Here is a 22,833-nt window from a genome sequence, read left to right as displayed (position 1 = left end):
CGCTCATGGAATCCTTACACAAAACCAAACCCCACCCGCTACCCGGTCACATCCCCCCCCCTCCCCGTCCCTGACCGTTGCGCGCGCGGCCAGCCATCCCCCAATGGCTGGCCGCAACTTTTTTGGGGACGTACTTCGCCTAGTTCTGCGGCGTCTGCCGCGACCAGGGCACGCGCGCGGCGGTGAAATCGCGCCATGTGCTTTGCAGGGCGGGCTGCACCCCGATCGACGCGCGCGCCTGCCAGCCGGCAATCGCCGCCGCGGCGATGGCGCAGTCAGGCTCGGCATCAAGCCGGTCGAGCAATGATGCCGTGACCGCCATGTCGTTGAACGCGCCAAGCTGCTCCTGCAAGCCGGCGAGCCTGCGCGAAAATTTTCGCGTGGATTTGCGGTCTGCGAACAGCGGCAGCAGAAACTCGCTGAGATAGCGCAGCCGCTTGGTCGCGAGCCGTACACGGTGCAGACCTTCGGCGGAAAGCGACTTGAAGCGGCGGCCGCGCTTGAGCACCTTGGCGTATTGCGCCGACAGGATGCGTGCCGCGAAGTCGGCCGCGGGTTCGGCGAGTTGGCCGAGATCCTCGGTGGCGACGTCGTTGCGCCAGCCGCGCGCCTCGATCCAGTTGCCGAGGCCGAGCAGGAACATGGCGCAGCGGCGATCTTCGAGGGCGCCATGCGCCTTGCGATAGGCGTCGGACTGGCGCCCGGCCGCAGCCAGGCCCAGCGCATCGAAGCCCGCGACCGACGGACAGGCTGTAGCGATCGTCGGCAAGGTCTCGATCTGGAACACGTCCCAGTCGCGCGCGGCGGACAAATCCTGCGCCAGCCATTTGGCTTCGGTTCGCAGCGTATCGACATTGCTCGACACGCCCGCCGAACGCATCAGATCCAGCACCGACCGCAGCCGGCGCAGCGAGACGCGCAGCTGATGGATTCCTTCCGGATTGCGGCCATCCTCGGCAGCCGGCAGCGACTGAAGCAAATGGAGGAAGCAGGAACGCAGAATCGTGGCGAAGACCTCGTCGAGCGTCACCGACGCATCGAGGCGAAGTTTTCGCGGGCGTCGCACCGAGGGCGGCTTGTCGGCGGCAAGGTCGAAGCCACGAGCCGACTTGGTGCGGATGGACGGCTTTACGTCGCCGTGCTCCGCGAGCCGCAACGCAATCTCGTAGACCGCGCTCGCGCTGCCGCTCTTGAGTTCAAGTTCGATCTCGCTCACCCGTTGCGACCGATCGGCGGCCGTCAGCACGCCCTGGTCGAAGGCGATCTCGACCGTTCCTGACGGCAGGTCGATCAGCCGCGCGTGGCGATGGACATCGGCTGTGAAGACCGCATCGAGCGGCTGCGCTTCCAGGTGGCCGCGAAGCTTCTCGGGGATGAAGGGCATTGCCAAAGCGAGATCGGGCGCAAGCGAAGGCACGCTCGCCTCCCACTCACCGCGGCGGAGCGGATCGTCCACCGCATCGGTCTTCACGGTTTGCACGAAGCGCGCACCGCTCTGACGAACGCGCAGGCTCAATCCGTTGCGCCGAAGTGTCCGCTTCGGCGTGTCATAATACACCGACTTGAGCCGCTTGCGCGTGCCCTTGTTGCGCGCGTTGATCGCGATCACAGGCGCGGCGTTGAAATGCGCCATGCGATCGGCATCGACGAGAAGCTTGAGCTCGATCTCACCGGCACCATGCGCGGCAGCGCTCGACCGGAGTAGTTCCGTTGCCGGTTCCGCGTCTTGCGACGGCGTCTGATCGATCACAGGTTCCGCGACGAGTTCGGTTGGTTCACGCTGCCTGAAGAAGCCGGCGACGACTTGCGTTCTCTTGTTGTCCCTCGCAGCAGGATTCCCATCCCGCGCGCTCGGAGCCTTGCGAACCGGCGTTGCGTCTGACTTCAGCATTTACGGTAACATGACAGTTCGATGACAGAGCGCCATCCTATAGCCGGTGCGGCTCGCGAAGAATAGTCACGTTACGTCGCAGTGCCCCACCGTCCACACGAGCTGCGAGCGGCTTGACCACAGGAACTAAATTGCCACCGGCGCAGCAAGCGATCGACTTGACTGCGAATCCCGCCCTTCTCGAAACCGAAATGAACGCGTCAGCGAGCTTGACTCATTCCAGCCTTCCCGCAATCGATAAGGCCATGGCGTCGAGCGGCTACCCTATCCCTGGCGTCACAATATCACCTCTGTTGACTGATCCGGCGGTTGCTTCATTGGGTAGCGGCACAGGCAATCACAAGGAGCTGCCATGACGTCGTTCCGCCCCGTCATCGCGTTGTCCAGGGGCCTCGAGGTCCTGCGTGTGATCAATCAGGAACGGCAGTCGACCGTCGGCTCGCTGCACAAAGCGACGGGGCTGAACAAGTCAACGATCGTCCGCATGCTCGAGACGCTGGAGCACGAAGGCTATGTGGTACGCCGTACCGAGCCCGCCAGCTACGCGCCGACGGGACGGGCGCTGCTGCTCAGCGCAGGCTATGATGAGCCGACCTGGATTGGCGGCATCGCCGAACCCATCCTCAACAAATTCCGCAAGCAAATCCACTGGCCGTCGGACATCGCGGTGCTCGATCAGGAGTCCATGGTCATCGCCCACACGACGCGCGTGGACGGATCGCTGCTGTTCAGCCGTCCGCCGGGTTTTCGCTTTCCCGTCCTCGGCACCTCGATGGGACGCGCCTATCTCGCCTTCTGCGAGCCCGCCGAGCAGGAGCGCATTGCCGCGCGGCTTGCCCTCGGTCCGGAGCCCTGGAACGATCTGGCCCGCAATCCCGACAAGCTCACCAAGGCGCTGCGCACGATCCGCAAAGCCGGGTTCGCGGTGATGGACGACAGCTACAGCCGCAGTATCTTCGGCGGCGCAGTCTGGGCGCTTGGCGTTCCCGTCGCGCTTCAGAACCGGCTGTTCGGCAGCATGAACGTCATGATGCTCCGCGAAGCAGTCAGTCCGGAGGAAGGCATCCGCCGCTTCGTACCTCCGATGAAGAAGGTCGCTTCCGCACTTGCCGAGGCGCTCGGCGCCAAGCTTGCTGCGCCGGGTTCTCCTGCAGGTCGGCGATGATCATTTCACACGGTGAAACGATATTTTGATTTCTTGACCCTCCTCCTCGCCCGTGTGACACCTCGTTGCGGCGGCTGCCGGCTGCCCAATGACACAGGGACAAGGGGAGGCCGAAGTGCGGACATCCGCGAGAATTTGGGCTGCCGCGATTGCATGCCTGACGTTGGCCGCTTCTGAAACGGCTTGGGCCGAAGCCTGGCCGACCCGGGCAATCAGGATCGTCGTCTCGACGCCGGCAGGCGGCATCACCGATGCCTTCGCCCGCGCCTATGGCGAGTATATCTCGCAGAAGCTTGGCCAGCCGGTCATCGTCGAAAACAAAACCGGAGCCAGCGGCGCGCTGGCGGCACAGTCGGTGAAGGATTCCCCGGCCGACGGTTACACGCTGATGTACACGATCTCGTCCACCCTGCTCGGTAACCGGCTGCTGCTGAAATCGCTGGCCTATGATCCGGACAAGGATTTCACGATCGTCGCGGTGACGCCTTCGGGGCATCTGCCGTTGGTGGTCCACTCCGCCACCAATGCAAAGACGATCGCAGAGTTCGTCGCGTACGCACGTGGCAACAAGGTCACGGCCGGCTCGTACGGGATCGGCTCGTTCGCGCACATTGCGATCGCCGAGCTCAACCGCCAATTCGGTCTCGACATTTCCATCGTGCATTACCGCGGCGAAGCGCCGATGTGGCAGGATCTGGCCGCCGGGGTGATCCAGGCGGCGGTCGGCAGCTATCAGGCTGCGCTGCCGGTGCTCGATACCGGCATCGGCCGCCCGATTGCCGTGCCGACGCCGGTGCGCATGAAGAAGCTGCCCGAGACCAGGACGTTTACCGAACAAGGGGTCACCGGCAATGTCTTCCAGCTGATCAGCTTTACCGCGCTGGTGGCGCCCGCTGCGATGCCGGCAGACCGGATCGACATGCTCGCCAAGCTGATGGTCGAAGGCGGCAAGACGGAGCGCGTGCAGAAGCTGCTCGATGCCTTCGGCGTCGACCAGCCGGCCATGGATCGCGCATCCTCGATTGCGCTCTACGAAAAGGAAGGGCCGGTCTGGCTCGAGTCGATCAAGACTCTCGGTTTGGAGCCGCAATAGCCGCCGCCGCGCCCACCCGGGTGCGGACGCGCCTCGTTGAGCTCAGACCCCGAGCACGTCCGCGAGCCGTAACTCGTCGGCGGCGGGATCCTTCAGGAACAGCTCGGCCTCGATCTCGTTCAGATGCGACAACATCTGCGCGCGCGCGGCCTCCCTGTCGCATTTGCGGATCGCGGCGACGATCCCGGCGTGATGATCGGTGCCGCAGGCCGGCGTGTCGTGCCGGCGGTAGAGCAGGATGATGAGCGAGGAGCGGGCAATCAGCTCCTTGAGAAAACTGAGATAGATGCTGTGGCCACTCATCTCGGCGACGAGTCGATGGAAGTCGCCGGAGAGGCGGACCGAAGCACGCGCGTCGCCACGCAGCTCCGCCTCGCGTTCCTCGGCAAGATGCCGCTGGAGACGCCCGATCCAGGCCGGCGACACCGCGTCAACGGCGTGATCGACGATCGTCGGCTCGATCAGGCGGCGCGCCTCGAACACTTCGCGCGCGTCCGCAGGCGTCGGCCGCGCGACGAAGGCGCCGCGGTTCTTCTCGATGTTGACGATGCCCTCATGGGCGAGCTGTTGCAGCGCGGTGCGAACCAGCGTTCGGCTTGCTCCGTAGATCTCGCCGATCTCGTCCTCACCGAGTTTCGTGCCGGGCAGCAGGCGATGCTCGAGGATCGCCGCGGTCACGCCTTCCCGGATGCGGCTGACGCGATCGCTCGCATCTGGCGCGTCGGATTTCGGTCGGGACTTGGCGGCCATGGGGGTGAGGACTCGATCGTCGAAGATGGCGTCGAATCCTAATCGACCAGCTGTATCCAATCACAGGCGAAACTTTATACAATCCGCGCCTGTTTTGTGTGCACGCAACTGCGAAGGCCACGAGCCGCCCACGCCCGTGGGATTCGGTCTAACGATCTGACTCCGCTGCACTGTTTGGGAATTCGGCCGGCCGAGAACGATTCAAGCGCGATTGGCATGGACCTTGCGGAGAGAGGCGCAGCATCGCCCTCGCCCCGGACACGCCATGGCCACTCCCGCCGCCCTCGAACTGGTCGCCGTCAGCAAGCGCTACGACACGACGCTGGCGGTCGACACCGTCAATTTGAAGATCCCGGCCGGCACCTATTGTTGCCTGCTCGGCCCCTCCGGCTGCGGCAAAACCTCGACCTTGCGCATGATCGCCGGCCACGAGGCGGTCAGCGAAGGCGACATCATCCTGGGCCCGCAGAACGTCACCGATCTCGAACCCGCCAAGCGCGGCACGGCGATGATGTTCCAGTCTTACGCGCTGTTTCCGCACCTCAGCGTGCTCGACAACGTGGCGTTTGCCCTGAAAATGCGCGGCATCGACCGGGCGACGCGGCACAAGCGCGCCGGCGAGTTGCTCGAGCTGGTGGCGATGACGCCCTACGCGGCCCGCCTCCCCGCACAGCTCTCCGGCGGCCAGCAGCAGCGCGTCGCGCTCGCCCGCGCGCTGATCACCGAGCCGCAGATCCTGTTGCTCGACGAGCCGCTCTCGGCACTCGATCCGTTCCTGCGGGTGAAGATGCGGGGCGAACTGAAGCGGCTGCAGCGCGAACTCGGCATCAGCTTCGTTCAGGTCACGCACGGCCAGGAAGAGGCGATGGCGCTCGCCGACCACATCGTGGTGATGAACCAGGGCAGGATCGAACAGCAGGGAAGTGCCCGCGACATCTTCCATCATCCCCGCACCGAATTCGTGGCGCGCTTCATCGGCGGTCACAACGTCCTCAGCGACGCAGGCAAACTCATCGCCGTGCGCGCCGATCAGCTCGGCATCGTGCCGATCGCCGACGGCGCGGTCGGCGCGCCGGCGCTGCTGACCCAGACCGAGTACCAGGGCTCCTACATCGCCGTCTCGCTCACGCTCGAAGACGGGACCGCCCTGTTCTCCCACCTTCCCGAGGCTGCCTTCGACGTCCACCAGTTCCGGCCGGGCGATCGCGTGCTGGCTACCTGGGATCCCGCCAAGGCGCAACGTCTGCAATAGCGCCGATCAATCACCGGAATGCGCAACAGAGGAGTGAGTGATATGACCGAAACGACCAGGAAGAAGGGCCTTAGCCGCCGCACGCTACTGAAGAGCACCGCGGGTCTCGCCGGCCTTGCCGCCGGCTCCGGCGCCATCACCGGCTTTCCCTATGTGATGTCGGCCGAGCCGAAGGTGCTGCGCTATCTCGGCACCGCGGTGAACGAGGGCGACGACATCTCCAAGCAGTGCCTGAAGGACACCGGCATCAAGATCGAATACATCACCGCGACCACCGACGACGTCACCAAGCGCGTGATGACCCAGCCGAATTCCTTCGACGTGCTCGACACCGAATACTTCTCGCTGAAGAAGCTGGTGCCGTCGGGCAACATTCTTGCGCTCGATGCCAGGAAGATCAAGGAATTCGACAACATCACGCCCGTCTTCACCAAGGGCCAGACGCCCGGTGGCAAGAAGATCGGCAACCAGGGCACCGCGCCCTGGAAGGTGCTCTATCTCGAAGGCAAGGATTCAAAGAAATTCGCGACGTCCGCCACCGAATTCGTCACCCTGATCCCGACCGTCTACAACGCCGACACGCTCGGCATCCGTCCCGACATCATCAAGCGTCCGATCAGCTCGTGGGCCGAGTTGCTTAACCCTGAGTTCAAGGGCAAGGCCTCGATCCTCAACATCCCCTCGATCGGCATCATGGATGCCGCGATGGTCGTGGAAGCCACCGGCAAGTACAAATATGCCGACAAGGGCAACATGACCAAGGAAGAGATCGATCTCACCATGAAGGTGATGACCGAGGCCAAGAAGGCCGGTCAGTTCCGCGCCTTCTGGAAAGACTTCAACGAGAGCGTCAACCTGATGGCCTCGGGCGAGACCGTCATCCAGTCGATGTGGTCGCCGGCGGTGACGAAGGTCCGCTCGATGGGCATTGCCTGCACCTTCCAGCCGCTCAAGGAAGGCTATCGCTCCTGGGCTTCGGGCTTCTGCGTCTCCAAGGGCGTCTCGGGTGCGAAGCTCGAATGGGCCTATGAGTTCGTCAACTGGTTCCTGTCCGGCTACGCCGGCGCCTATCTCAACCGCCAGGGCTACTACTCAGCCGTGCTCTCCACCGCGAAGGCGCATATGGAGCCTTACGAGTGGGCCTACTGGATGGAAGGCAAGGCGGCCGAGAAGGACATCAAGGCGCCCGACGGCTCGCTGCTGGAAAAGGCCGGCGCCGTGCGCGACGGCGGCTCCTACGAGGACCGCATGGGCGGCGTCGCGTGCTGGAACGCCGTGATGGACGAGAACGACTACATGGTCCGCAAGTGGAACGAGTTCATCGCGGCGTAACCTGATGGACACGTCGGAGGACATTTTGCAACAGGCATCCCCGGACCTGGTCCGGGGATCGGAGACGGCGCGCCGCAGCAAAGCGGCGCGGCTGTCGCCGTCCTTCATCTCCTGGCTTCAGGCCGGGCCGATGATGCTGGTGTTCCTCGCCTTCTTCCTGATCCCGCTCGTCTTCGTCGTCATCGTCTCGTTCTGGGACTACAACGAATACCAGTTGCTGCCGGCCTTCTCGGGCCGCGGCTACACCGACACGTTCGAGGGCTGCATCGCGCAGCTCCCCGATCTCTGCACCATCGCCAAGACTTATCTGAAGACACTGAAGCTGTGCTTCCTCGTGTGGGTCATCACCCTCTTCATCGGCTTCTGGGTCGCCTACTTCCTCGCCTTCCACGTCAAGTCGAAAACCTGGCAGATGGGACTGTCGCTGCTCTGCACGATCCCGTTCTGGACCTCCAACGTGATCCGCATGATCGCCTGGATTCCGCTGCTCGGGCGCAATGGCCTTGTCAACTCAGGCTTGGTGAAGACGGGGCTGATCAACCATCCCGTTGAATGGCTGCTGTTCTCCGAATTCTCCGTGGTGCTGGCGCTGGTTCACCTCTTCACCTTCTTCATGGTGGTGCCGATCTTCAACTCGATGGTGCGCATCGACAAATCGCTGATCGAGGCCGCCTATGACGCCGGCGCGACCGGCTTCCAGACGCTGGTCAACGTCATCATCCCGCTCGCCAAGCCCGGCATCGTGATCGGCTCGATCTTCGTCATCACCATCGTGATGGGCGACTTCATCACCATCGGCGTGATGGGCGGGCAGCAGATCGCGGCCGCCGGCAAGATCATCGAGACGCGGGTGAATGCGCTGCAATTCCCGGCAGCAGCGGCCAACGCCGTGATCCTGCTCGTCATCACCTTCCTGATCATCACCATGATGTCGCGCATCGTCGACATCAAGAAGGAGCTCTAGAGCATGAAGGAAGGACGCCCGCGCTCTTTCTACGTGCTCGCGATCTTCTTCGCGGCCTACACGCTGTTCCTCTACGGCCCGATGATCGCGATCTATGTGCTGTCATTCCAGGGGCCGCAGGGTGGCCTCACCTTCCCGATGAACGGCGTGTCGACTTTCTGGATCGCAAAATTGTTCCAGGGCACCGGCATCGTCGATCTCGGCGCGGCCTTTCGCCGCTCGCTGCTGCTCGGCATTATCGTGATGATCGTCACCGTCGTGCTGTCGGTCGCCGCCGGCATGGCGTTTCGCCGCAAGTTCAAGGCGCAAAGCATCCTGTTCTACTCCGCGATCGCGAGCCTCATCGTGCCCTCGATCATCACTTCGCTCGGCATCTCGCTTGAATTCCGCATCATCGACGATCTGATCAAGGGCACCATCAACGAGAATTTCGAAACCTCGATGGGCCTGCTCACCTCGGGCCTCGGTGCACATTTGACCTGGACGCTGCCGTTCGGCCTCCTCATCATGTTCGCGATCTTCAACCGCTTCGACCCGCGCCTTGAGGAAGCCGCGCGCGATCTCGGCGCGACGCCGTGGCAGGCCTTCCGTCATGTCGTGCTGCCGATCATCCTGCCTTCGGTGATCGGTATCGGCCTGTTCGGCTTCACCCTCTCCTGGGACGAGCTCGCACGCTCCAGCCAGGCGATCGGTGCGGTGAACACGCTGCCGCTCGATCTCCAGGGCCTCACCACCACCGTGACCAACCCCGACATCTATGCGCTCGGCACCGTGATCTCCGCCGTCTCGTTCACGGTGATCAGCCTTGCGCTCGGCACCATCCACATGTTGAACAGGCGGCAGGCGGCCAAAGGCTCGGACGCCGGCAAAGGGCTTGTCTGATCTGATGCGACTCCACGTCGTCAACCCCAACACCACGGCGTCGATGACGGCGAAGATCGCCGCCGCGGCGCGCAACATCGCCCTGCCCGACACATTGATCGACGCGCGCCAGCCCACGATGGGCCCGGTCTCGATCGAGGGATTTTACGACGAGGCGTTCGCGGTGCCGGGCATGCTCGGCTGCATCCGCGAGGCCGACCGCGACGGCGCGGATGCGCATGTCATCGCCTGCTTCGACGACACCGGCCTCGACGCCGCACGCGCCGCGGCAAAGGCACCCGTCATCGGCATTGGCGAGGCGGGCTTCCACATGGCGAGCCTGATCGCCGCGCGCTTCGCCGTGGTGACGACACTCGGTGTCTCCATCGTGCCGATCGAACATAATTTGCGGAAATACGGCCTCGCCAATCGCTGCGTCCGCGTCCGCGCCGCCGAGGTGCCGGTGCTCGCGCTCGAGGAGCGCAACACCGATGCGCTCGCAAAAATCTGTACCGAAATCACGGCCGCGATCCGCGACGACCGCGCGGAGGCCATCGTGCTCGGTTGCGCCGGCATGGCCGATCTCGCCAATGAACTCGCCGCCACGCACGGCCTCCCCGTGATCGACGGCGTCGCCGCCGCGGTGACCTTGGCGGAATCACTGGTGCGACTGGGACTGAAGACCTCCCGGCTCGGGCCCTACGCGGCGCCCCGATCGAAGACTTATTCGGGTCCGTTTTCGCCGTTTCAGCCCTGATCTCCGCCCCTGACGCGCGTTCGGAGGCCTCAAGGCCTCCTGATTGCTGGTATTTTTGCTCTTGGCCTCTTTTTGGTCCCATTCCTTGCCGAAATGTAACGCTTTCGGGACACCCGGCGGCCTCAGGGTTGCCGGTCTTCGCCACTCACCAAGTTTCAATTTGGGCTTTGTCAGCGATGATCGATCTCGCAGAGGACGCACCGTCCAACCCGCTTCTTCGCCTCGGCGCCCAGCCGATCGCGCTGACCGCCGCCGCCCTCCTCCTGCTGATCGCCGGTGTGACCTCGATCGCGATCTGGCGCGCCTATACCGGATCAGCTCCCGAGACCGACCGGGTGGTGGCGACGCGGCAGCTACAGGCTCGCACCGCACAGGCCTCCGAGCAACTGGTCGAGAAGACCAAGGGGCTGGAAGCAACCCAGCAGGAATCGATTGACCAGCTCCAGGTCGTGCAGGACCAGCTCCAGAGTGTGAAGCGCTTGCTCGCATTCCAGCAGGCCGACACCAAGCGTCTGTCCGAGCAGGTCGCGACACTCAACGAGTCCATCGACGGCCTGCGGCAATCCTTTGCCAGCGCCCGGGCGACCGAGGCGGAGGCTCCCTCGGTTACCCGCAGGAAACCTGCACGGCACCGCGTCCAGGCCAGCGCACGCAAGCGCTCCCGCGGCTGATCAGTCGGCGCCGCCTAAATTTTTGGACTTGTGAACTGGATCACATTCGCCCGTATGATTCCAAGCGATGCTCGCCGTTACCGGATGGCGTGAGCCGATTTCAATGTCCGGGGCTGGCAAGGTCGTTGACGGTATATTGCGTCAACGGCCTTGTTTTTTAGTGGCCCAGATCCTCCCGCCTCATTCGCAGACGTCGACGCGACGGTATCGCCATCCCGCAGGCGTCATCACGCGCTTGCGGACGACGTAACAGCCACCATAACCGCCATCATCGTATCCGGTACCGTAGTAATAGGAACTGCCGTAGGAGGGGTAACCGTAGCCGTAATAGCCGCCGTAGTAACCGGCGCCGGCGATACCCGCCCCGATGGCGACGCCCGGCCAGAAGCCACCGCCATGCCAATGGCCGCCATGACCCCAGCCGCCACCATGGCCCCAGCCACCGCCGCCATGGCCCCAGCCGCCGTGACCGCCCGCTTGTGCCGCCTGCGGCATCGACAACCCAACCGCCACCACGGCCAGCGCCGTCAACATCATCTTCCGTAACATCACTCGATCCTCCGCGTGGAGACGCTCCACGCCTCAAAGCAGGACCAAGCTAATTGGCTTGCGGCGTTCCTGACAGCCTCACTGTCTCACTTCCGCGCGAGCATCAGCAGCCGCGGCAGATGCTCTTGAGCTTCTTGTCGAGCAGCCGGTTCTCGGCGTTGACGGCGGCCTCTGTGGATCCACCTGCGCCGGTCCCGGTGGTGGTTCCGGAGGCGCCATTCGCTCCCGATGATTGAGCCGTACCCAGACTGTTGGTGCCGGGCGCAGGCGCCGGAGAATTGGCGACACTTCCGGCCGATCCCGCAGTGCCGCCGGTGGCTTGCGCGAACGATACGGCCGGCATCGCGGCAAGGGCGAAGATCACGATCACGGTCTTGATTGAACGGGCTGTGGGCAATCTGGCCATTGAAATTCTCCTTCGCCGGTCAACCGCCGCAGCAATAACCAGTTCCGGAACAAATGCCGTCGCATCAGCTTGAAACTGGGAAGGCGGGCACGATCACGCTCAAGCTGATCTTCTGCTCCGGAAACAGAAAGGCGCAGTCACGATGAACGATCGCGATGCTTTCGCAGAAGGCGAACGCGCGGCGCGTCAAAATATTCCGGCGGAAGCCAATCCGTACCAGGACGGCAGCGACGAGCATGCCCTTTGGTCCGCGGGGCACGAGAAGGTCGCAAGCGCAATAGAAGCGCGCGAGTCCGAAGGAAGCTGAGCTCACCCGATCCGCTTGAGGCCCTTCGTGAAGCGCGGGCCGTTCGCCACGTAGAACTTCGCGGCGCTGCCCATCTTCTGCACCTGGGCGTCGTCGAGCGTGCGGATCACCCGCGCCGGCGAACCGATGATCAGGGACCGTTCGGGGAATTCCTTGCCCTCAGTGATGACGGAGCCGGCGCCGACGATGCTGTTGCGGCCGATCCTGGCGCCGTTCATCACGATGGAGCCCATGCCGACGAGTGCGCCCTCCTCGATGGTGCAGCCGTGCAGGATGACGTTATGGCCGACCGTACAGTTCCTGCCGATCTGAAGCGGAAAACCGAGATCGGTGTGGCAGGTCGAGCCGTCCTGTACGTTGGCGCCCTCGCCGATCTCGATCCACTCATTGTCGCCGCGCAGCACCGCGCCGAACCAGACGCTCGCGCCCGGCTTCAGGCGCACGCGGCCGATCACGGTGGCGGTCTCCGCGATGAAGTAGTTGCCGTCGGCGGGAAGGTCGGGCGCCTGCCCGTCGAGCTCGTAGATCGCCATGAGGATCTCCTGTCGGGTCAACCCCAGCCATAGCGAAACGGCAGCCTCGACGCAAAGGCCCGCCGTGCAGGCAGCCCTACATCGCGCGCATCAGACCAGAACGCCGGCCGCGCGGAGCGTCATCAGGAAGAAGGTGCCGCTCATCATGCTCCAGAAGCCGGCGATGACGGTCGCCATCATCACGAATTCGACGCGGCGGCTCTCCAGCTGCCTGCCGCGCAGGGTGTTGCGCATGATGATGAAAGGCGCAGCGAACACCAGGAACGGAACCGCCGCGAAGGTCTTCGGCGCCACGCCGTCCTGCAACAGACCGAAGCCGGCGGGCCGCTGTGCGACCGTCTGGTACCCGCTCACGAGCGCGCCCGCGAGCGCGAAACCGATGCCGATCGAGAAGAATGTATTGAGAGCTTCAGGTGTCATCGGAACGGTCCGCCCTTACGCAACGCGAGGTGCCTTCCTGTGACAAAGAGTGCCGGTTAACGCTACATTATCCTTAAGGGAAGGTTAACGCCGCCGGCCGTTCCACGCAGGCCTCTCTCCCTTCCCTGCAGCCGGCGAACGCTCCGCGAAATCGCCACCACGTGGCATATTCGCCGCTGATTCGTCGGCCATCGGCCGACTTCCGGCTCATTCGCGCGGCTCATGACGGTATTTTCGGCAACCTCCCCTCAATCGCCCCGGGCGCGCACCCGGGCCCACGTCATCCCGATCGTGCTCGGCGGCACTGCCGCGTTGTGCGCCGTCGCGCTCGTCGCCTACTTGTTGTGGCCGACCTGGGGTCCGAGCGGCGCGAGTGCCCCGGACAAGCTGCCGGTGAGCATCGGCGGCACGCTGTTCAACCTGCCGACCACTGCGATCCGCATGAAGATCCAGCGCCACTCCGGGCCGCAGGAGCGGATCGATCTCGACTTCCTGTATCCCTCGCTGGAGCCGCCGGGCGCGCCGAAGCACGTCACCGCCGATAGCGTGGATGCGGCGATGCAGCCGATCGACCGCATCTTCCTGTCGATCGCCGCGCATCGCGATGCGATGTCGCCCGAGCAGCGCGCAGCCACGATCTATCCGCGCTATCTCGACCAGGCCGCGGCAACGCCCCAGGACGGGCTGACGATGCGGGTGTTCCGCGCCGATACGCCTTACGGCAGCGAGGATCTCTATTCTGCCGCAAGTCCGGCGCTGACCGCGCGCTGCACGCGCGATGGAGCGACGCCCGGCATGTGCCTCGCCGAACGCCGCGTCGGCGGCGCCGACCTCACCTTCCGCTTTCCGCGCAGCTGGCTCTCGCAATGGCGCGATGCGGCGGAAGCGATGGACCGGCTCACGGCGCGGTTGCGCGGACCGCGGACCTAACAATCGTGGCGACGATTATTCCTGATCGACCAGATCGTCCTCGAGGATCGCCATCTGGAACTGGAACGAGCGATCGTCGTCCTCGTCATCGACGAAGAGCACACCGATGAATTCCTCGCCGATATAGACCTCGGCGGAATCGTCCTTCTTCGGCCGCGGCACGACGCGGATCTTGGAATTGCCGAATACGCGTTTCAGATACGCGTCGAGCTTCCTAACTTCCTTGACGTCCACGGCAAGTCTCCAATCGAAATCTGGGTTGGCGGGGTTTTAGGACGAGACGCGACCAACCGCCAGCATGAATTGCCAAAAGAATTTGGGGACCGAAAGGGGCGGAAAATCCGCCCTTCCGACAAGCTCAAAGTCCGATCTCAGAGTCCCATGGCGTTGATCATCTGATCCATGGTGCGCGACGGCTCGGCGCAGCCGGCTTCGCCGACGACCTTGGCGGGCACGCCTGCGACCGTGACGTTGTGCGGCACGGGTTTGACCACGACCGAGCCCGCCGCGATGCGCGCGCAATGACCGATCTCGATGTTGCCGAGGATCTTCGCGCCGGCCCCGATCAGGACGCCGTGGCGGATTTTCGGATGACGGTCCTCGTTCTCCTTGCCGGTGCCGCCGAGCGTGACGCCATGCAGGATCGAGACGTCGTCCTCGATAAGTGCCGTCTCACCGCAGACGAAACCGGTGGCGTGATCGAGGAAGATGCCGCGGCCGATGCGCGCCGCGGGATTGATGTCGGTCTGGAATACCGCAGACGCCCGGCTCTGCAGATAATACGCAAAATCCTTGCGGCCCTTCAGATAAAGCCAATGCGCGAGGCGGTGGGTCTGGATGGCGTGAAAGCCCTTGAAATAGAGCAAGGGATCGATGAAGCGCGAGGTCGCGGGGTCGCGGTCGTAAACGGCGACGAGATCGGCGCGGAAGGCGTTGCCGAGATCGGGATCGTCGCGCAGCGCCTCGTCATAGGTCTGGCGCACGAGATCGCCCGACAGAGCGGAGTGATCGAGCCGGTCGGCGACACGATGGATCACCGCATCTTCCAGGCGGCTGTGATGCAGCACCGTCGAATAGATGAAGGTCGCAAGCTCCGGCTCGCGATGGACGATGTCCTCCGCTTCGCCGCGGATCCGATCCCAGATCGGATCAAGCGTTGCGAGCTTTCCTCCCGGATTGACCTGATGCACTGCCATGAGATCTGCTCTTTCGAATTGGCTCGTTTCGGTGGTTCTATAACACAGTCTAGGCGACAAAGTCCTGACGGGCTTGCCTGAGAGTGAACAGTGCGTTGCCCCGCGGAAGTATACCAACGCGTTGAATCAAAACACTTTCTTCCGACACTCCGGGGGGCAAGGTCGGCTCAAAATGGTCAGGGTTTCGCCAAATTCAAGCGGGGCGGCGTCAAACTATTGGTGAATTCCGCCTCAACCGTTATTGCGGGCATGGTCCGAGTGAGGACGGAGCGGATTTGACCATCACCACCGATCATGCGCGCGCGGGCGCCGCGGGTTCACTCTGGCTGCGGCTCGCCGCGGCCGCCCTGCCGCTCGTGATGATCGCGCCGGCGTTCTGGAACGGCTATCCGCTGTTGCAATGGGATACTGGAGGCTATCTGGCGCGCTGGTACGAGGGCTATCTCGTCCCGAGCCGCTCCACGATGTTCGGCATCTATCTGCACTATGGCGAGAGTTCTGGTTTCTGGATCAACCTCGCGGTCCAGTCGCTGACGACGCTGTGGCTGCTGCAGCTCACCTTGCGCGTGCTCGGCCTGATGCAGACATTCCGCTTCGTCGCGATCAGCCTGCTCCTGATCCTGTCGACTGCGCTGCCCTGGCTTGCGAGCATGTTGCTCACAGACATTTTTGCAGGCCTGTCGGTGCTGTCGCTATTCCTGCTGGTCATCGGTGGGCAGCGGACCTCGGCGCTCGAAAAAATCTCGCTGTTCGTCTTCACCGCCTTTGCCGCCGCGACCCACAGCGCCACGCTCGGCGTGCTGCTCGGGCTCTGCGTCGCCGGCTGGATGGCGCGGCCATTGCTGGGGCGCCGGCTTCCGATCGCCGGATTGGCCCAAGCGAGCCTCACCATCGTCGCCGGCGGCCTGATGCTGGTGTCGGCGAACCATGCCTTGTCGGGCAAATGGGCCTGGACGCCCGGCGGCACCGGCGTCGCCTTCGGCCGCATGATGCAGGACGGCATCGTTGCGCGTTATCTCCATGACCATTGCCCGCGCGAAAAACTCAAGCTCTGCCCCTATCGCGACCAATTGCCGGCGACCGCCGACGAATTCCTGTGGGGCAAGAGCATGTTCAACACGCTCGGCCGCTTCGAAGGCATGAACGACGAGATGGGCACCATCGTCGTGGGTTCGCTCGCCGACTATCCGGCCTGGCAGGCCGGCGCGGCGTTGCGGGCGATGGGCCAGCAATTGCTGCATGTGGCGACCGGCGAAGGCGCAAGTGTCTGGATCCCGCACACCTATGGCATCATCGAGCGCTACATCCCCGCGCAGGTCGCGCCAATGCGCGCGGCGCGCCAGCAGCATTGGGCCCTCGACTTCGACTACGTCAACTGGCTGCACGTGCCCGTCGCGCTGGCCTCGATGCTGGCGCTCCTCGTGCTGCTTGGCCACGCGCTCGCACATCGCCGGCTGGACGATCTGACGCTGCTGGCAGCGACCGTCACGCTGGCGCTGCTCGGCAATGCCTTCATCTGCGCCGTCATCTCCGGCCCCCATGATCGCTACGGCGCGCGAATGGTGTGGGTTGCGACCTTCACAGTGCTGATTGCGCTGTTTCGCTCGTTCGGCGACGAGGCCGCGGACGCGACCTCAGCCGCGGCGTGACAGGAAATCGAGCACGCCGGTCTTGTAGACCTTGTCGCCGACCGCCCGCATGTGATCGCGGTTCGGAATGTCGAGCACTTCCGAACCCGGGATGATGGCACCGAGTGCACTGGCCGAACCCGCGACGTCGTCGGTGCTGCCGACCGCGATCAGCACCGGCACGTCGATGCGCGCGGCTTCGTCCTTCCTCATGAGATCGCGCGTGCCGCGCAGGCAGGCGGCGAGCGCCTTGCGGTCGGAACGGGTCTGGTCTGCAAAAGCACGAAACGTGCGCCCGACGGGATCGGAGACGTCGTCGAGCGAGGGCGCTTCCAGCGCCTTGGCGACGTTCTCGCCGGGCCCGGTGCCCTCGATCAGGCCGCCGATGCCGATGCCGCCGAGGATTGCCGAGCGCAGGCGCTGCGGCTCGTTGAGGGAGAGCCAGGCCGTCATCCGCCCGCCCATCGAATAGCCCATGAGATCGGCCTGCGGGATGGCGAGATGATCCATCAGCGCGAGCACGTCGCCGGCCATGGTCGGGATCGAGTACTGCGCAGGCTCGTAGAGCTTTGCGCTTTCGCCATGACCGCGATTATCGAGCGCAATGACGCGGCGGCCGTTCTTGCGCAGCTCCGAGACCCAGGTCGGATAGACCCAGTTCACGTTCTTGCTGGAGGCAAAGCCGTGCACCAGGATGATCGGATCACCCTCGCCTTCGTCGAGATAGGCAATTTCAACGGCGCCGTTGTGAAAGCTCGGCATCATCAGTTCCGCAATCTTGAGGGGAAGAGGTATCTTAGGCCGTGACGGCAGCGCTTGCCGGAACGACTTCGGCGGCGATCCGCGCCTGGCGAAGTCGCCGCGCCCGTCTGCGATCGCACCAGGCCTGGGTCAGGCGCTCCGTTGTCGCCTTGATCGAGGACAACAGGCCGAACAGTGTCAAGGCCGCACCGAACAGCCAGAGTGCAAGATTGAACGCCCCGCCGATCAGCAGCAGCGCGCCGCGGCCGAGCAGCTTCAGGATCGCGCGCGTCTTGCCGCCCTGCGCTTCCGCGAGCCGCACCGCGCGTGCGACGTCCTTGGGACCTTCGGCGATGCGCAAACTATCCATCGCGCCGCGCGTGCCGGTCTTCTCGACGACGCGCGTGACATCCTTGCCGAGCCGAACCAGCGCGCCAGCCTTCTCGGCGCGGAACGCGGCCTTGATCGCGCTGACGGTCTCGCCCGGCCGCAACACGGAGCCGGAGGCAACCGCGTTCTGGAGCATCGGCGTATCGACGACCTCGCGCGCGGAGCGGCCGGCCCAGGTCGCTAATCCCTCGCCGAGCCGACCCACTTTTCGCGCGTCCTTCACCAGCGTCAGCCCCGCGCGAACCGGCGCGGCACCGCCGACGGAGACGTAGGTCACGGCCGTGACCGCGAGACCGGCGGCGGCAAGGCCCAGCACCAGGCGATCGGTCTCCTCGCCCATGGCGAGGTGCTTGCCCTCGCGCACGACGTCCCTGATGTCGCCGATGACGAAGAGATCGCCGGCCACGGTTCCCGACAAGCTCGCAACATCGTCCGCGTTGCCGGTGACGAGACCGGTGGCAAACCGTTTTGCGAAATGCGAGGTGGAGTTTTCGGCTTTGACCGCGTCGCTGACACGGCTCAGGAGGTCGTCAGACAGCCCGATGTTGCGGTCGCGCGCCAGCGCGACAAAACTGTCGGCAAGATCGGCATCGCCCGATGCGAGCGCGACCTCGATGTTGTCCTGAATCAGGCGGTCGTTGTGCCGCAGCAGCGCGTCGAGCTTGATCTCGGAGAGCGCGGCGGGATCGTCTTGGGCGGCCAGAATCGCGCCGGCCTCGCGGGCATGCGGTGCTACCTGCGCGAGCATGAAGCCGCATGCCGCGATACCGGTCAACGTAGTGCTGATTCGCAACCACTTCATGCGGAGAGCCTGGACGGTCCTGAGATCGTTGACGCCTGACGGTTCGTCTTTCGTCGCAATTACACGCGTCCGCAGACATAGTATGCCAAAATTGCGACACAACGTCCCCGACGAAAGAAGGGCTTCTCTCAGGCCGCAAGATTGTGTCGAATTTGCATGAGCAAATGAGCATGGGGCATTGCGGAGCTTTCGGTTCCGCTGGACTAGCAATCATCTACACCCACCAGTATGGTCCGCGGCGCCTTAATAATGCCGCGTCAGTCATGATTGTTGTCTGCCGCCATTGCCACTCCAGGATGAGTACGATGTCCGACCATGTCGTCCCGCACTTCCACAACGATGCCGGTGTCCCCGTCATCGAAATCGGCTCGCAAGAGTTCATGTGCGTGGGCGCGAATCCTCCGTTCGATCATCCGCACGTCTTCCTCGACCTCGGCAACGACAACGAGATCATCTGCCCCTATTGCTCGACGCTGTACCGTTTCGCCGCCGACCTGAAGGCGGGCGAAGCCCGTCCGCCGGAATGCGTCCTGAAGGACAAGGTGGCCTGACCGCTTCCATCGGCCACGGGTGGCGCTCTCCCGAACGATTGTCATCGCCGGTGCCGGCATCGGTGGACTGACGGCTGCGCTTGCGCTCGCGGCCCGCGGCTTCCGCATTGTCGTATTGGAGAAGGCCGAGCGGCTCGAGGAAGTCGGCGCCGGTCTGCAACTCTCTCCCAATGCCAGCCGCGTGCTGGTCGAGCTCGGCCTCACCGAGCGCCTCAAGCTGCGCGCCGTGATCCCGGAGGCAGTCTCGATCATGAGCGCGCGGGCCGGCGGCGAGCTCTTGCGCATGCCGCTGGGAGAAGCCGCCGCCGCGCGCGCCGGCGCCCCCTATTGGGTGGTGCACCGCGCCGACCTGCAATCCGCCCTTGCCGGCGCAGTCTCCGACCATCCCGATATCGACCTGAAACTGGGCGCGACCTTCGAAGACGTCGCGCCTCACGCCAAGGGGCTGACGGTCGTCCATCGCAGCGGCACGATCCGGCGCAGCGATCTTGCCAGTGCGCTGATCGGCGCCGACGGCATCTGGTCGACGGTGCGCCAGCATCTGTTTCCCGAGGTGCAGCCGCGCTTCTCCGGGCTGATTGCCTGGCGCGGTACGCTCGATGCCACGCAACTGCCGAAGGACTACACCGCGCGCCGGGTTCAGCTCTGGATGGGCCCGAATGCCCATCTCGTCGCCTACCCGATCGCGGGCGGACGCCAGATCAACGTGGTCGCGGTGCTGCCGGGCACCTGGAACAGACCGGGCTGGAGCACGCCCGGCGATCCCCGCGAGGTGATGGACGCCTTCGCCGCGCCGCGCTGGCCGCCGCCGGCGCGCATGATGCTCGCCACGGTGGAGAGCTGGCGGAAATGGGCGCTGTTCGGCGTGCCTGACGACTGCCCCTGGAGCAAAGGCCCGGTCGCGCTGCTCGGCGACGCCGTGCATGCGATGCTGCCGTTTGCGGCCCAGGGCGCCGGCATGGCGATCGAGGACGCCGCCGTGCTCGCGCAGCATTTGAGCCCTGAGGCCGCCGAGAGCACCGCGGGCATCACGGCTGCGCTGAGACAATACGGCCGGACGCGGCAGGCGCGCGTGCGGCGGGTGCAGCGGACTGCGCGGCAGCAGGGCCGCATCTATCATTTCACTGGGCCGCTCGCGTTCGCGCGCGATCTTGCGGTCCGGGCGCTCGGCCCGGAACGCATGCTGGCACGGCAGGACTGGATCTACGGCTGGCGGCCCTGATGCGAGGCGCTGGCGGCAGGATGTTTCAGCGCACGGCTCTTGGCTTGTTCGAAGCAGGCTTGGCTGTGGGCGCCGGCGCAGCGGCCGGCGTCGCCTCGAGCGGCGTTTCCCGGCACTTGTTGCGGCGCCAGGCGTCCTCGGCCATCTGCGCCTGCCCGCGTACCGCGATGTACTCGTTGCGATAGGCAAGCTCCGACACCACGGCGCCGCCCGCACCGGTCTGTGCCTTGTCCATCAGTCTCTGCAAATCGCCGGTCCGGCTGGCGAGCGACTTGCGCTCGCCTTCGAGCTGCTTGCAATCGTACAATTCGTACTTGGCGGGATCCGCAAAGGCCGGAGCGACCGTCTCGCTCATGCCTGCGCAGCCGGACAGCGCGAAGCCGGCCGCGAGCAGCGCGACGGCCACGCAGCATGTGCGCAGGCGATATTGGATCAAAGCAGGCATTGGATGAAAGCTGACATGCCGGATGAATAGTCCCCCTGGATTGAGAATGCCTAAAGCAACAACAAATGTCCGGATTGAGGCTTTGCCTTGTGCCGCCGGCTCGCCTAAGGAAGAACCGCCCCTCCGGCCTGCAAACGCCAATTCCAGACCGCCGGTAAGGGACTTAAGTGGCTGATCTCGTTGGATCAAGCGGGCATGGCGGAATTGGTAGACGCAAGGGACTTAAAATTCTTATTCTTGACAAGCTAAGGATAAAAATGTACGATAAATCATTCACTTGGGCGAATTGACGGAGCCTCTACCCTTAGCACAGAGTTAGCACAAAGCCGGTTTTTAGCACGCTTGGCGTGTGCGAGCCGGGAAGCCAACGAAAGCTAATCGTCATGGACGAAGTCGCGCAGCAAAGGGCTGAAAAGCAAAAGAACCACATCATTCTAGGTGGCAAAGTCCACCTGTACCGCCGCGGGAAGCGCGGCCGGTACCATTGCGCAGCGACAATCGAAGGGAAGCAATACCGAGCCGCCACGGAGAAGGACGACCTCCGGCAGGCCGAGGAAGTCGCCGAAGATTGGTATCTCAGGTTACGCGGGATGGTGAGGAGCGGTGACCTGGAAAAGGTCACCGCTCGCAAGAAGGAGCCGACATTCAAGGCGGCCGCAGAGAAATTTCTGGAAGAGTTTCCAGTGCTGACGGAAGGTCAGCGCAACCCCATCTACATCGCCGGCCATGAGCGCCGGGCGCGAAAGTATCTCATCCCCTTCTTCGGCAAGAAGGGTCTTTCGGAAATCACTGGCGGTCTCGTGAACGAGTATCGCATGTTCCGGATCGCAGATGCCAAGGAAAGGTGGGGAAAGCCACCTGCCCGCACCACGATGCACCAGGAGATTGTCTGCCTCCGGCAGATCCTCAAGACCGCCGTACGCCATCAATGGCTCTCGGCACTCCCTGATCTTTCAGAGCCTTACCGGAAGAACGGCAAGATTTCACATCGCGCATGGTTCTCGCGTGAAGAGTACCGCCAGCTCTACCAGGCGACCGGGAAGCGGGCGCGAAATCCCAAGAACAACAAATACAAATGGTGGGGCGAGCAGTTGCACGACCTCATCCTCTTCATGAGCAATACCGGCATGAGGCCGGACGAAATCCTTCGTCTTGAGTATCGCGACGTTACAGTGGCCTTCGATGAAGGCACACAGGAGACGATTCTTGAGATCGAGGTGCGCGGAAAGCGCGGCTACGGCCCCTGCAAGAGCACGCAGAATGCGGTGCCGGTGTTCAATCGCCTGAAGAAGCGGAATAATCCGCAGCCGAACGACAGGATTTTCCCGAAATCGCACCATGCGATGTTCAATCAGATCCTGGTCGAGCTTGGATTGAAGCACGACCGGGAAGGACGGCCCCGCACCCTCTACAGCCTGCGGCACACCTACATCTGCTTCCGCCTGATGGAGGGTGCCGACATCTACATGCTGGCCAAGAACTGCCGGACCAGCGTTGAAATGATTGAGAAGTACTACGCCGCCCACCTGAAGGACGTGCTGGACGCCAGCGCCATCAACGTCCGCAAGAAGAAGCCGCCGAAGCGGGAAGTGGCGGAAATCCGCCGCGGAGAGCTGGAAACCTTGCGCTAGGTTGCTCAAAGCATGTGCGGAATCTGCTGGAATCTCTTGGCCTTAAGCCAATTGCGCCTTATAGATGGGCCGATGCGGGCGTGGCGAAATTGGTAGACGCATCGGACTTAAGCCATTGAGTGCCCTGGGGGAAACCCCAGGAGCAGAACTGCTCAAAGTCGGGGAAACCTTCACTGGCAATCCCGAGCCAAGCTCCCGCCAGGGGGAAGGTGTAGAGACTAGACGGGCAGCACCTACAGCGAACATCGCCAAGGTGAAGGGATAGTCCAGACCACGAACGCCAGATGGCGGCGGCGAAAGCCGAAGTGGTATGAAAATCCGTAGGGCCGTAAGGCCTGTGCCGGTT

General features: G+C 63.9%; 25 protein-coding genes. 14 read left to right on the top strand and 11 right to left on the bottom strand.

Annotated features, from left to right (window positions below; all coding sequences use genetic code 11):
• Nucleotides 1–139 precede the first annotated feature (139 nt).
• On the bottom strand, nt 140–1,891 hold the full coding sequence (locus tag AC0L2J_RS07795) for a CYTH and CHAD domain-containing protein (RefSeq protein ID WP_473388352.1): 1,752 nt from the start codon (nt 1,889–1,891) through the stop codon (nt 140–142).
• A 352-nt stretch (nt 1,892–2,243) separates the two neighbouring features.
• Here AC0L2J_RS07795 and AC0L2J_RS07790 point away from each other — a divergent pair, with 352 nt between their 5' ends.
• Both AC0L2J_RS07790 and AC0L2J_RS07785 read left to right on the top strand, forming a co-directional pair.
• Nucleotides 2,244–3,056, top strand: a complete 813-nt coding sequence (locus tag AC0L2J_RS07790) for a helix-turn-helix domain-containing protein (RefSeq protein WP_007611818.1) — start codon at nt 2,244–2,246, stop codon at nt 3,054–3,056.
• Between the two features lie 163 nt (nt 3,057–3,219).
• Nucleotides 3,220–4,149, top strand: coding sequence for a Bug family tripartite tricarboxylate transporter substrate binding protein (locus AC0L2J_RS07785; RefSeq protein ID WP_473388350.1), 930 nt, complete (start codon nt 3,220–3,222; stop codon nt 4,147–4,149).
• Nucleotides 4,150–4,191: 42 nt separating this feature from the next.
• Here the strand turns inward: AC0L2J_RS07785 and AC0L2J_RS07780 are convergent, their stop codons facing one another.
• Nucleotides 4,192–4,899 (bottom strand): GntR family transcriptional regulator, encoded by a 708-nt coding sequence (locus tag AC0L2J_RS07780; protein ID WP_473388348.1) that lies wholly within the window; start codon nt 4,897–4,899, stop codon nt 4,192–4,194.
• A gap of 265 nt (nt 4,900–5,164) precedes the next feature.
• On the opposite strand from AC0L2J_RS07780, the gene AC0L2J_RS07775 reads away from it, so the two are divergent.
• The 6 genes from AC0L2J_RS07775 to AC0L2J_RS07750 all read left to right on the top strand — a co-directional run bounded on the left by AC0L2J_RS07775 (nt 5,165) and on the right by AC0L2J_RS07750 (nt 10,736).
• A complete protein-coding gene (locus AC0L2J_RS07775) occupies nt 5,165–6,151 on the top strand; it encodes an ABC transporter ATP-binding protein (RefSeq protein WP_007611832.1) in 987 nt (328 codons plus the stop codon).
• Between the two features lie 42 nt (nt 6,152–6,193).
• Nucleotides 6,194–7,483 carry an ABC transporter substrate-binding protein gene (locus AC0L2J_RS07770; RefSeq protein WP_007611834.1) on the top strand — a complete coding sequence of 430 codons (1,290 nt, stop codon included), beginning with the start codon at nt 6,194–6,196 and terminating at the stop codon, nt 7,481–7,483.
• A 4-nt stretch (nt 7,484–7,487) separates the two neighbouring features.
• Nucleotides 7,488–8,447 (top strand): ABC transporter permease, encoded by a 960-nt coding sequence (locus tag AC0L2J_RS07765; protein ID WP_007602562.1) that lies wholly within the window; start codon nt 7,488–7,490, stop codon nt 8,445–8,447.
• Between the two features lie 3 nt (nt 8,448–8,450).
• The gene (locus tag AC0L2J_RS07760) at nt 8,451–9,329 is read left to right on the top strand and encodes an ABC transporter permease (RefSeq protein WP_007611835.1); all 879 of its coding nucleotides are present in this window, start codon (nt 8,451–8,453) and stop codon (nt 9,327–9,329) included.
• 4 nt (nt 9,330–9,333) lie between these two features.
• Complete coding sequence (locus AC0L2J_RS07755) at nt 9,334–10,065, top strand: aspartate/glutamate racemase family protein (protein WP_063995850.1); 732 nt, start codon at nt 9,334–9,336, stop codon at nt 10,063–10,065.
• Between the two features lie 176 nt (nt 10,066–10,241).
• The gene (locus tag AC0L2J_RS07750; protein ID WP_007611837.1) at nt 10,242–10,736 is read left to right on the top strand and encodes a hypothetical protein; all 495 of its coding nucleotides are present in this window, start codon (nt 10,242–10,244) and stop codon (nt 10,734–10,736) included.
• A 180-nt stretch (nt 10,737–10,916) separates the two neighbouring features.
• On the opposite strand, the gene AC0L2J_RS07745 is transcribed toward AC0L2J_RS07750, so the two are convergent.
• Together AC0L2J_RS07745 and AC0L2J_RS07740 are read right to left on the bottom strand one after the other, a co-directional pair.
• Nucleotides 10,917–11,285, bottom strand: a complete 369-nt coding sequence (locus tag AC0L2J_RS07745; RefSeq protein WP_007611840.1) for a hypothetical protein — start codon at nt 11,283–11,285, stop codon at nt 10,917–10,919.
• Nucleotides 11,286–11,388: 103 nt separating this feature from the next.
• Nucleotides 11,389–11,691 carry a hypothetical protein gene (locus AC0L2J_RS07740; RefSeq protein ID WP_473388344.1) on the bottom strand — a complete coding sequence of 101 codons (303 nt, stop codon included), beginning with the start codon at nt 11,689–11,691 and terminating at the stop codon, nt 11,389–11,391.
• A 142-nt stretch (nt 11,692–11,833) separates the two neighbouring features.
• Here AC0L2J_RS07740 and AC0L2J_RS07735 point away from each other — a divergent pair, with 142 nt between their 5' ends.
• Nucleotides 11,834–11,998: a ribosome modulation factor gene (locus AC0L2J_RS07735; RefSeq protein ID WP_007611843.1), complete on the top strand. Its 165-nt coding sequence runs from the start codon at nt 11,834–11,836 to the stop codon at nt 11,996–11,998.
• 2 nt (nt 11,999–12,000) lie between these two features.
• On the opposite strand, the gene AC0L2J_RS07730 is transcribed toward AC0L2J_RS07735, so the two are convergent.
• Together AC0L2J_RS07730 and AC0L2J_RS07725 are read right to left on the bottom strand one after the other, a co-directional pair.
• Nucleotides 12,001–12,531 carry a gamma carbonic anhydrase family protein gene (locus AC0L2J_RS07730; protein ID WP_018455332.1) on the bottom strand — a complete coding sequence of 177 codons (531 nt, stop codon included), beginning with the start codon at nt 12,529–12,531 and terminating at the stop codon, nt 12,001–12,003.
• Nucleotides 12,532–12,621: 90 nt separating this feature from the next.
• Nucleotides 12,622–12,951, bottom strand: a complete 330-nt coding sequence (locus AC0L2J_RS07725; protein WP_007611845.1) for a DUF6949 family protein — start codon at nt 12,949–12,951, stop codon at nt 12,622–12,624.
• Between the two features lie 222 nt (nt 12,952–13,173).
• Between AC0L2J_RS07725 and AC0L2J_RS07720 the strand changes: the two genes are divergently transcribed.
• On the top strand, nt 13,174–13,881 hold the full coding sequence (locus tag AC0L2J_RS07720; RefSeq protein WP_473388342.1) for a hypothetical protein: 708 nt from the start codon (nt 13,174–13,176) through the stop codon (nt 13,879–13,881).
• Nucleotides 13,882–13,896: 15 nt separating this feature from the next.
• Here AC0L2J_RS07720 and AC0L2J_RS07715 read toward each other — a convergent pair whose 3' ends face one another.
• Together AC0L2J_RS07715 and cysE are read right to left on the bottom strand one after the other, a co-directional pair.
• Nucleotides 13,897–14,115 carry a DUF3126 family protein gene (locus tag AC0L2J_RS07715; RefSeq protein ID WP_027567779.1) on the bottom strand — a complete coding sequence of 73 codons (219 nt, stop codon included), beginning with the start codon at nt 14,113–14,115 and terminating at the stop codon, nt 13,897–13,899.
• A gap of 137 nt (nt 14,116–14,252) precedes the next feature.
• The gene (gene cysE, locus AC0L2J_RS07710; RefSeq protein WP_007602549.1) at nt 14,253–15,077 is read right to left on the bottom strand and encodes a serine O-acetyltransferase; all 825 of its coding nucleotides are present in this window, start codon (nt 15,075–15,077) and stop codon (nt 14,253–14,255) included.
• A 275-nt stretch (nt 15,078–15,352) separates the two neighbouring features.
• Between cysE and AC0L2J_RS07705 the strand changes: the two genes are divergently transcribed.
• On the top strand, nt 15,353–16,726 hold the full coding sequence (locus AC0L2J_RS07705; RefSeq protein WP_007611848.1) for a hypothetical protein: 1,374 nt from the start codon (nt 15,353–15,355) through the stop codon (nt 16,724–16,726).
• Here the strand turns inward: AC0L2J_RS07705 and AC0L2J_RS07700 are convergent.
• Together AC0L2J_RS07700 and AC0L2J_RS07695 are read right to left on the bottom strand one after the other, a co-directional pair.
• The gene (locus tag AC0L2J_RS07700; protein ID WP_473388340.1) at nt 16,712–17,467 is read right to left on the bottom strand and encodes an alpha/beta fold hydrolase; all 756 of its coding nucleotides are present in this window, start codon (nt 17,465–17,467) and stop codon (nt 16,712–16,714) included. The genes AC0L2J_RS07705 and AC0L2J_RS07700 overlap by 15 nt on opposite strands.
• Before the next feature lie 34 nt (nt 17,468–17,501).
• The gene (locus tag AC0L2J_RS07695) at nt 17,502–18,638 is read right to left on the bottom strand and encodes a hypothetical protein (RefSeq protein ID WP_473388337.1); all 1,137 of its coding nucleotides are present in this window, start codon (nt 18,636–18,638) and stop codon (nt 17,502–17,504) included.
• Between the two features lie 305 nt (nt 18,639–18,943).
• Here AC0L2J_RS07695 and AC0L2J_RS07690 point away from each other — a divergent pair, with 305 nt between their 5' ends.
• Complete coding sequence (locus tag AC0L2J_RS07690; protein ID WP_007602543.1) at nt 18,944–19,189, top strand: zinc-finger domain-containing protein; 246 nt, start codon at nt 18,944–18,946, stop codon at nt 19,187–19,189.
• Between the two features lie 19 nt (nt 19,190–19,208).
• Nucleotides 19,209–20,411 carry an FAD-dependent monooxygenase gene (locus AC0L2J_RS07685; RefSeq protein ID WP_007611852.1) on the top strand — a complete coding sequence of 401 codons (1,203 nt, stop codon included), beginning with the start codon at nt 19,209–19,211 and terminating at the stop codon, nt 20,409–20,411.
• Nucleotides 20,412–20,436: 25 nt separating this feature from the next.
• On the opposite strand, the gene AC0L2J_RS07680 is transcribed toward AC0L2J_RS07685, so the two are convergent.
• Complete coding sequence (locus AC0L2J_RS07680; protein ID WP_007611853.1) at nt 20,437–20,856, bottom strand: hypothetical protein; 420 nt, start codon at nt 20,854–20,856, stop codon at nt 20,437–20,439.
• 383 nt (nt 20,857–21,239) lie between these two features.
• On the opposite strand from AC0L2J_RS07680, the gene AC0L2J_RS07675 reads away from it, so the two are divergent.
• Nucleotides 21,240–22,487, top strand: a complete 1,248-nt coding sequence (locus AC0L2J_RS07675; RefSeq protein ID WP_473388331.1) for a tyrosine-type recombinase/integrase — start codon at nt 21,240–21,242, stop codon at nt 22,485–22,487.
• The last annotated feature ends 346 nt before the right edge of the window (nt 22,488–22,833 follow it).

It is taken from the genome of Bradyrhizobium sp. MV1.5, from assembly GCF_055807615.1.
The sequence above is the reverse complement of the archived record's forward strand: the minus strand, read 5'-3'. Positions and strand labels throughout refer to the sequence as shown.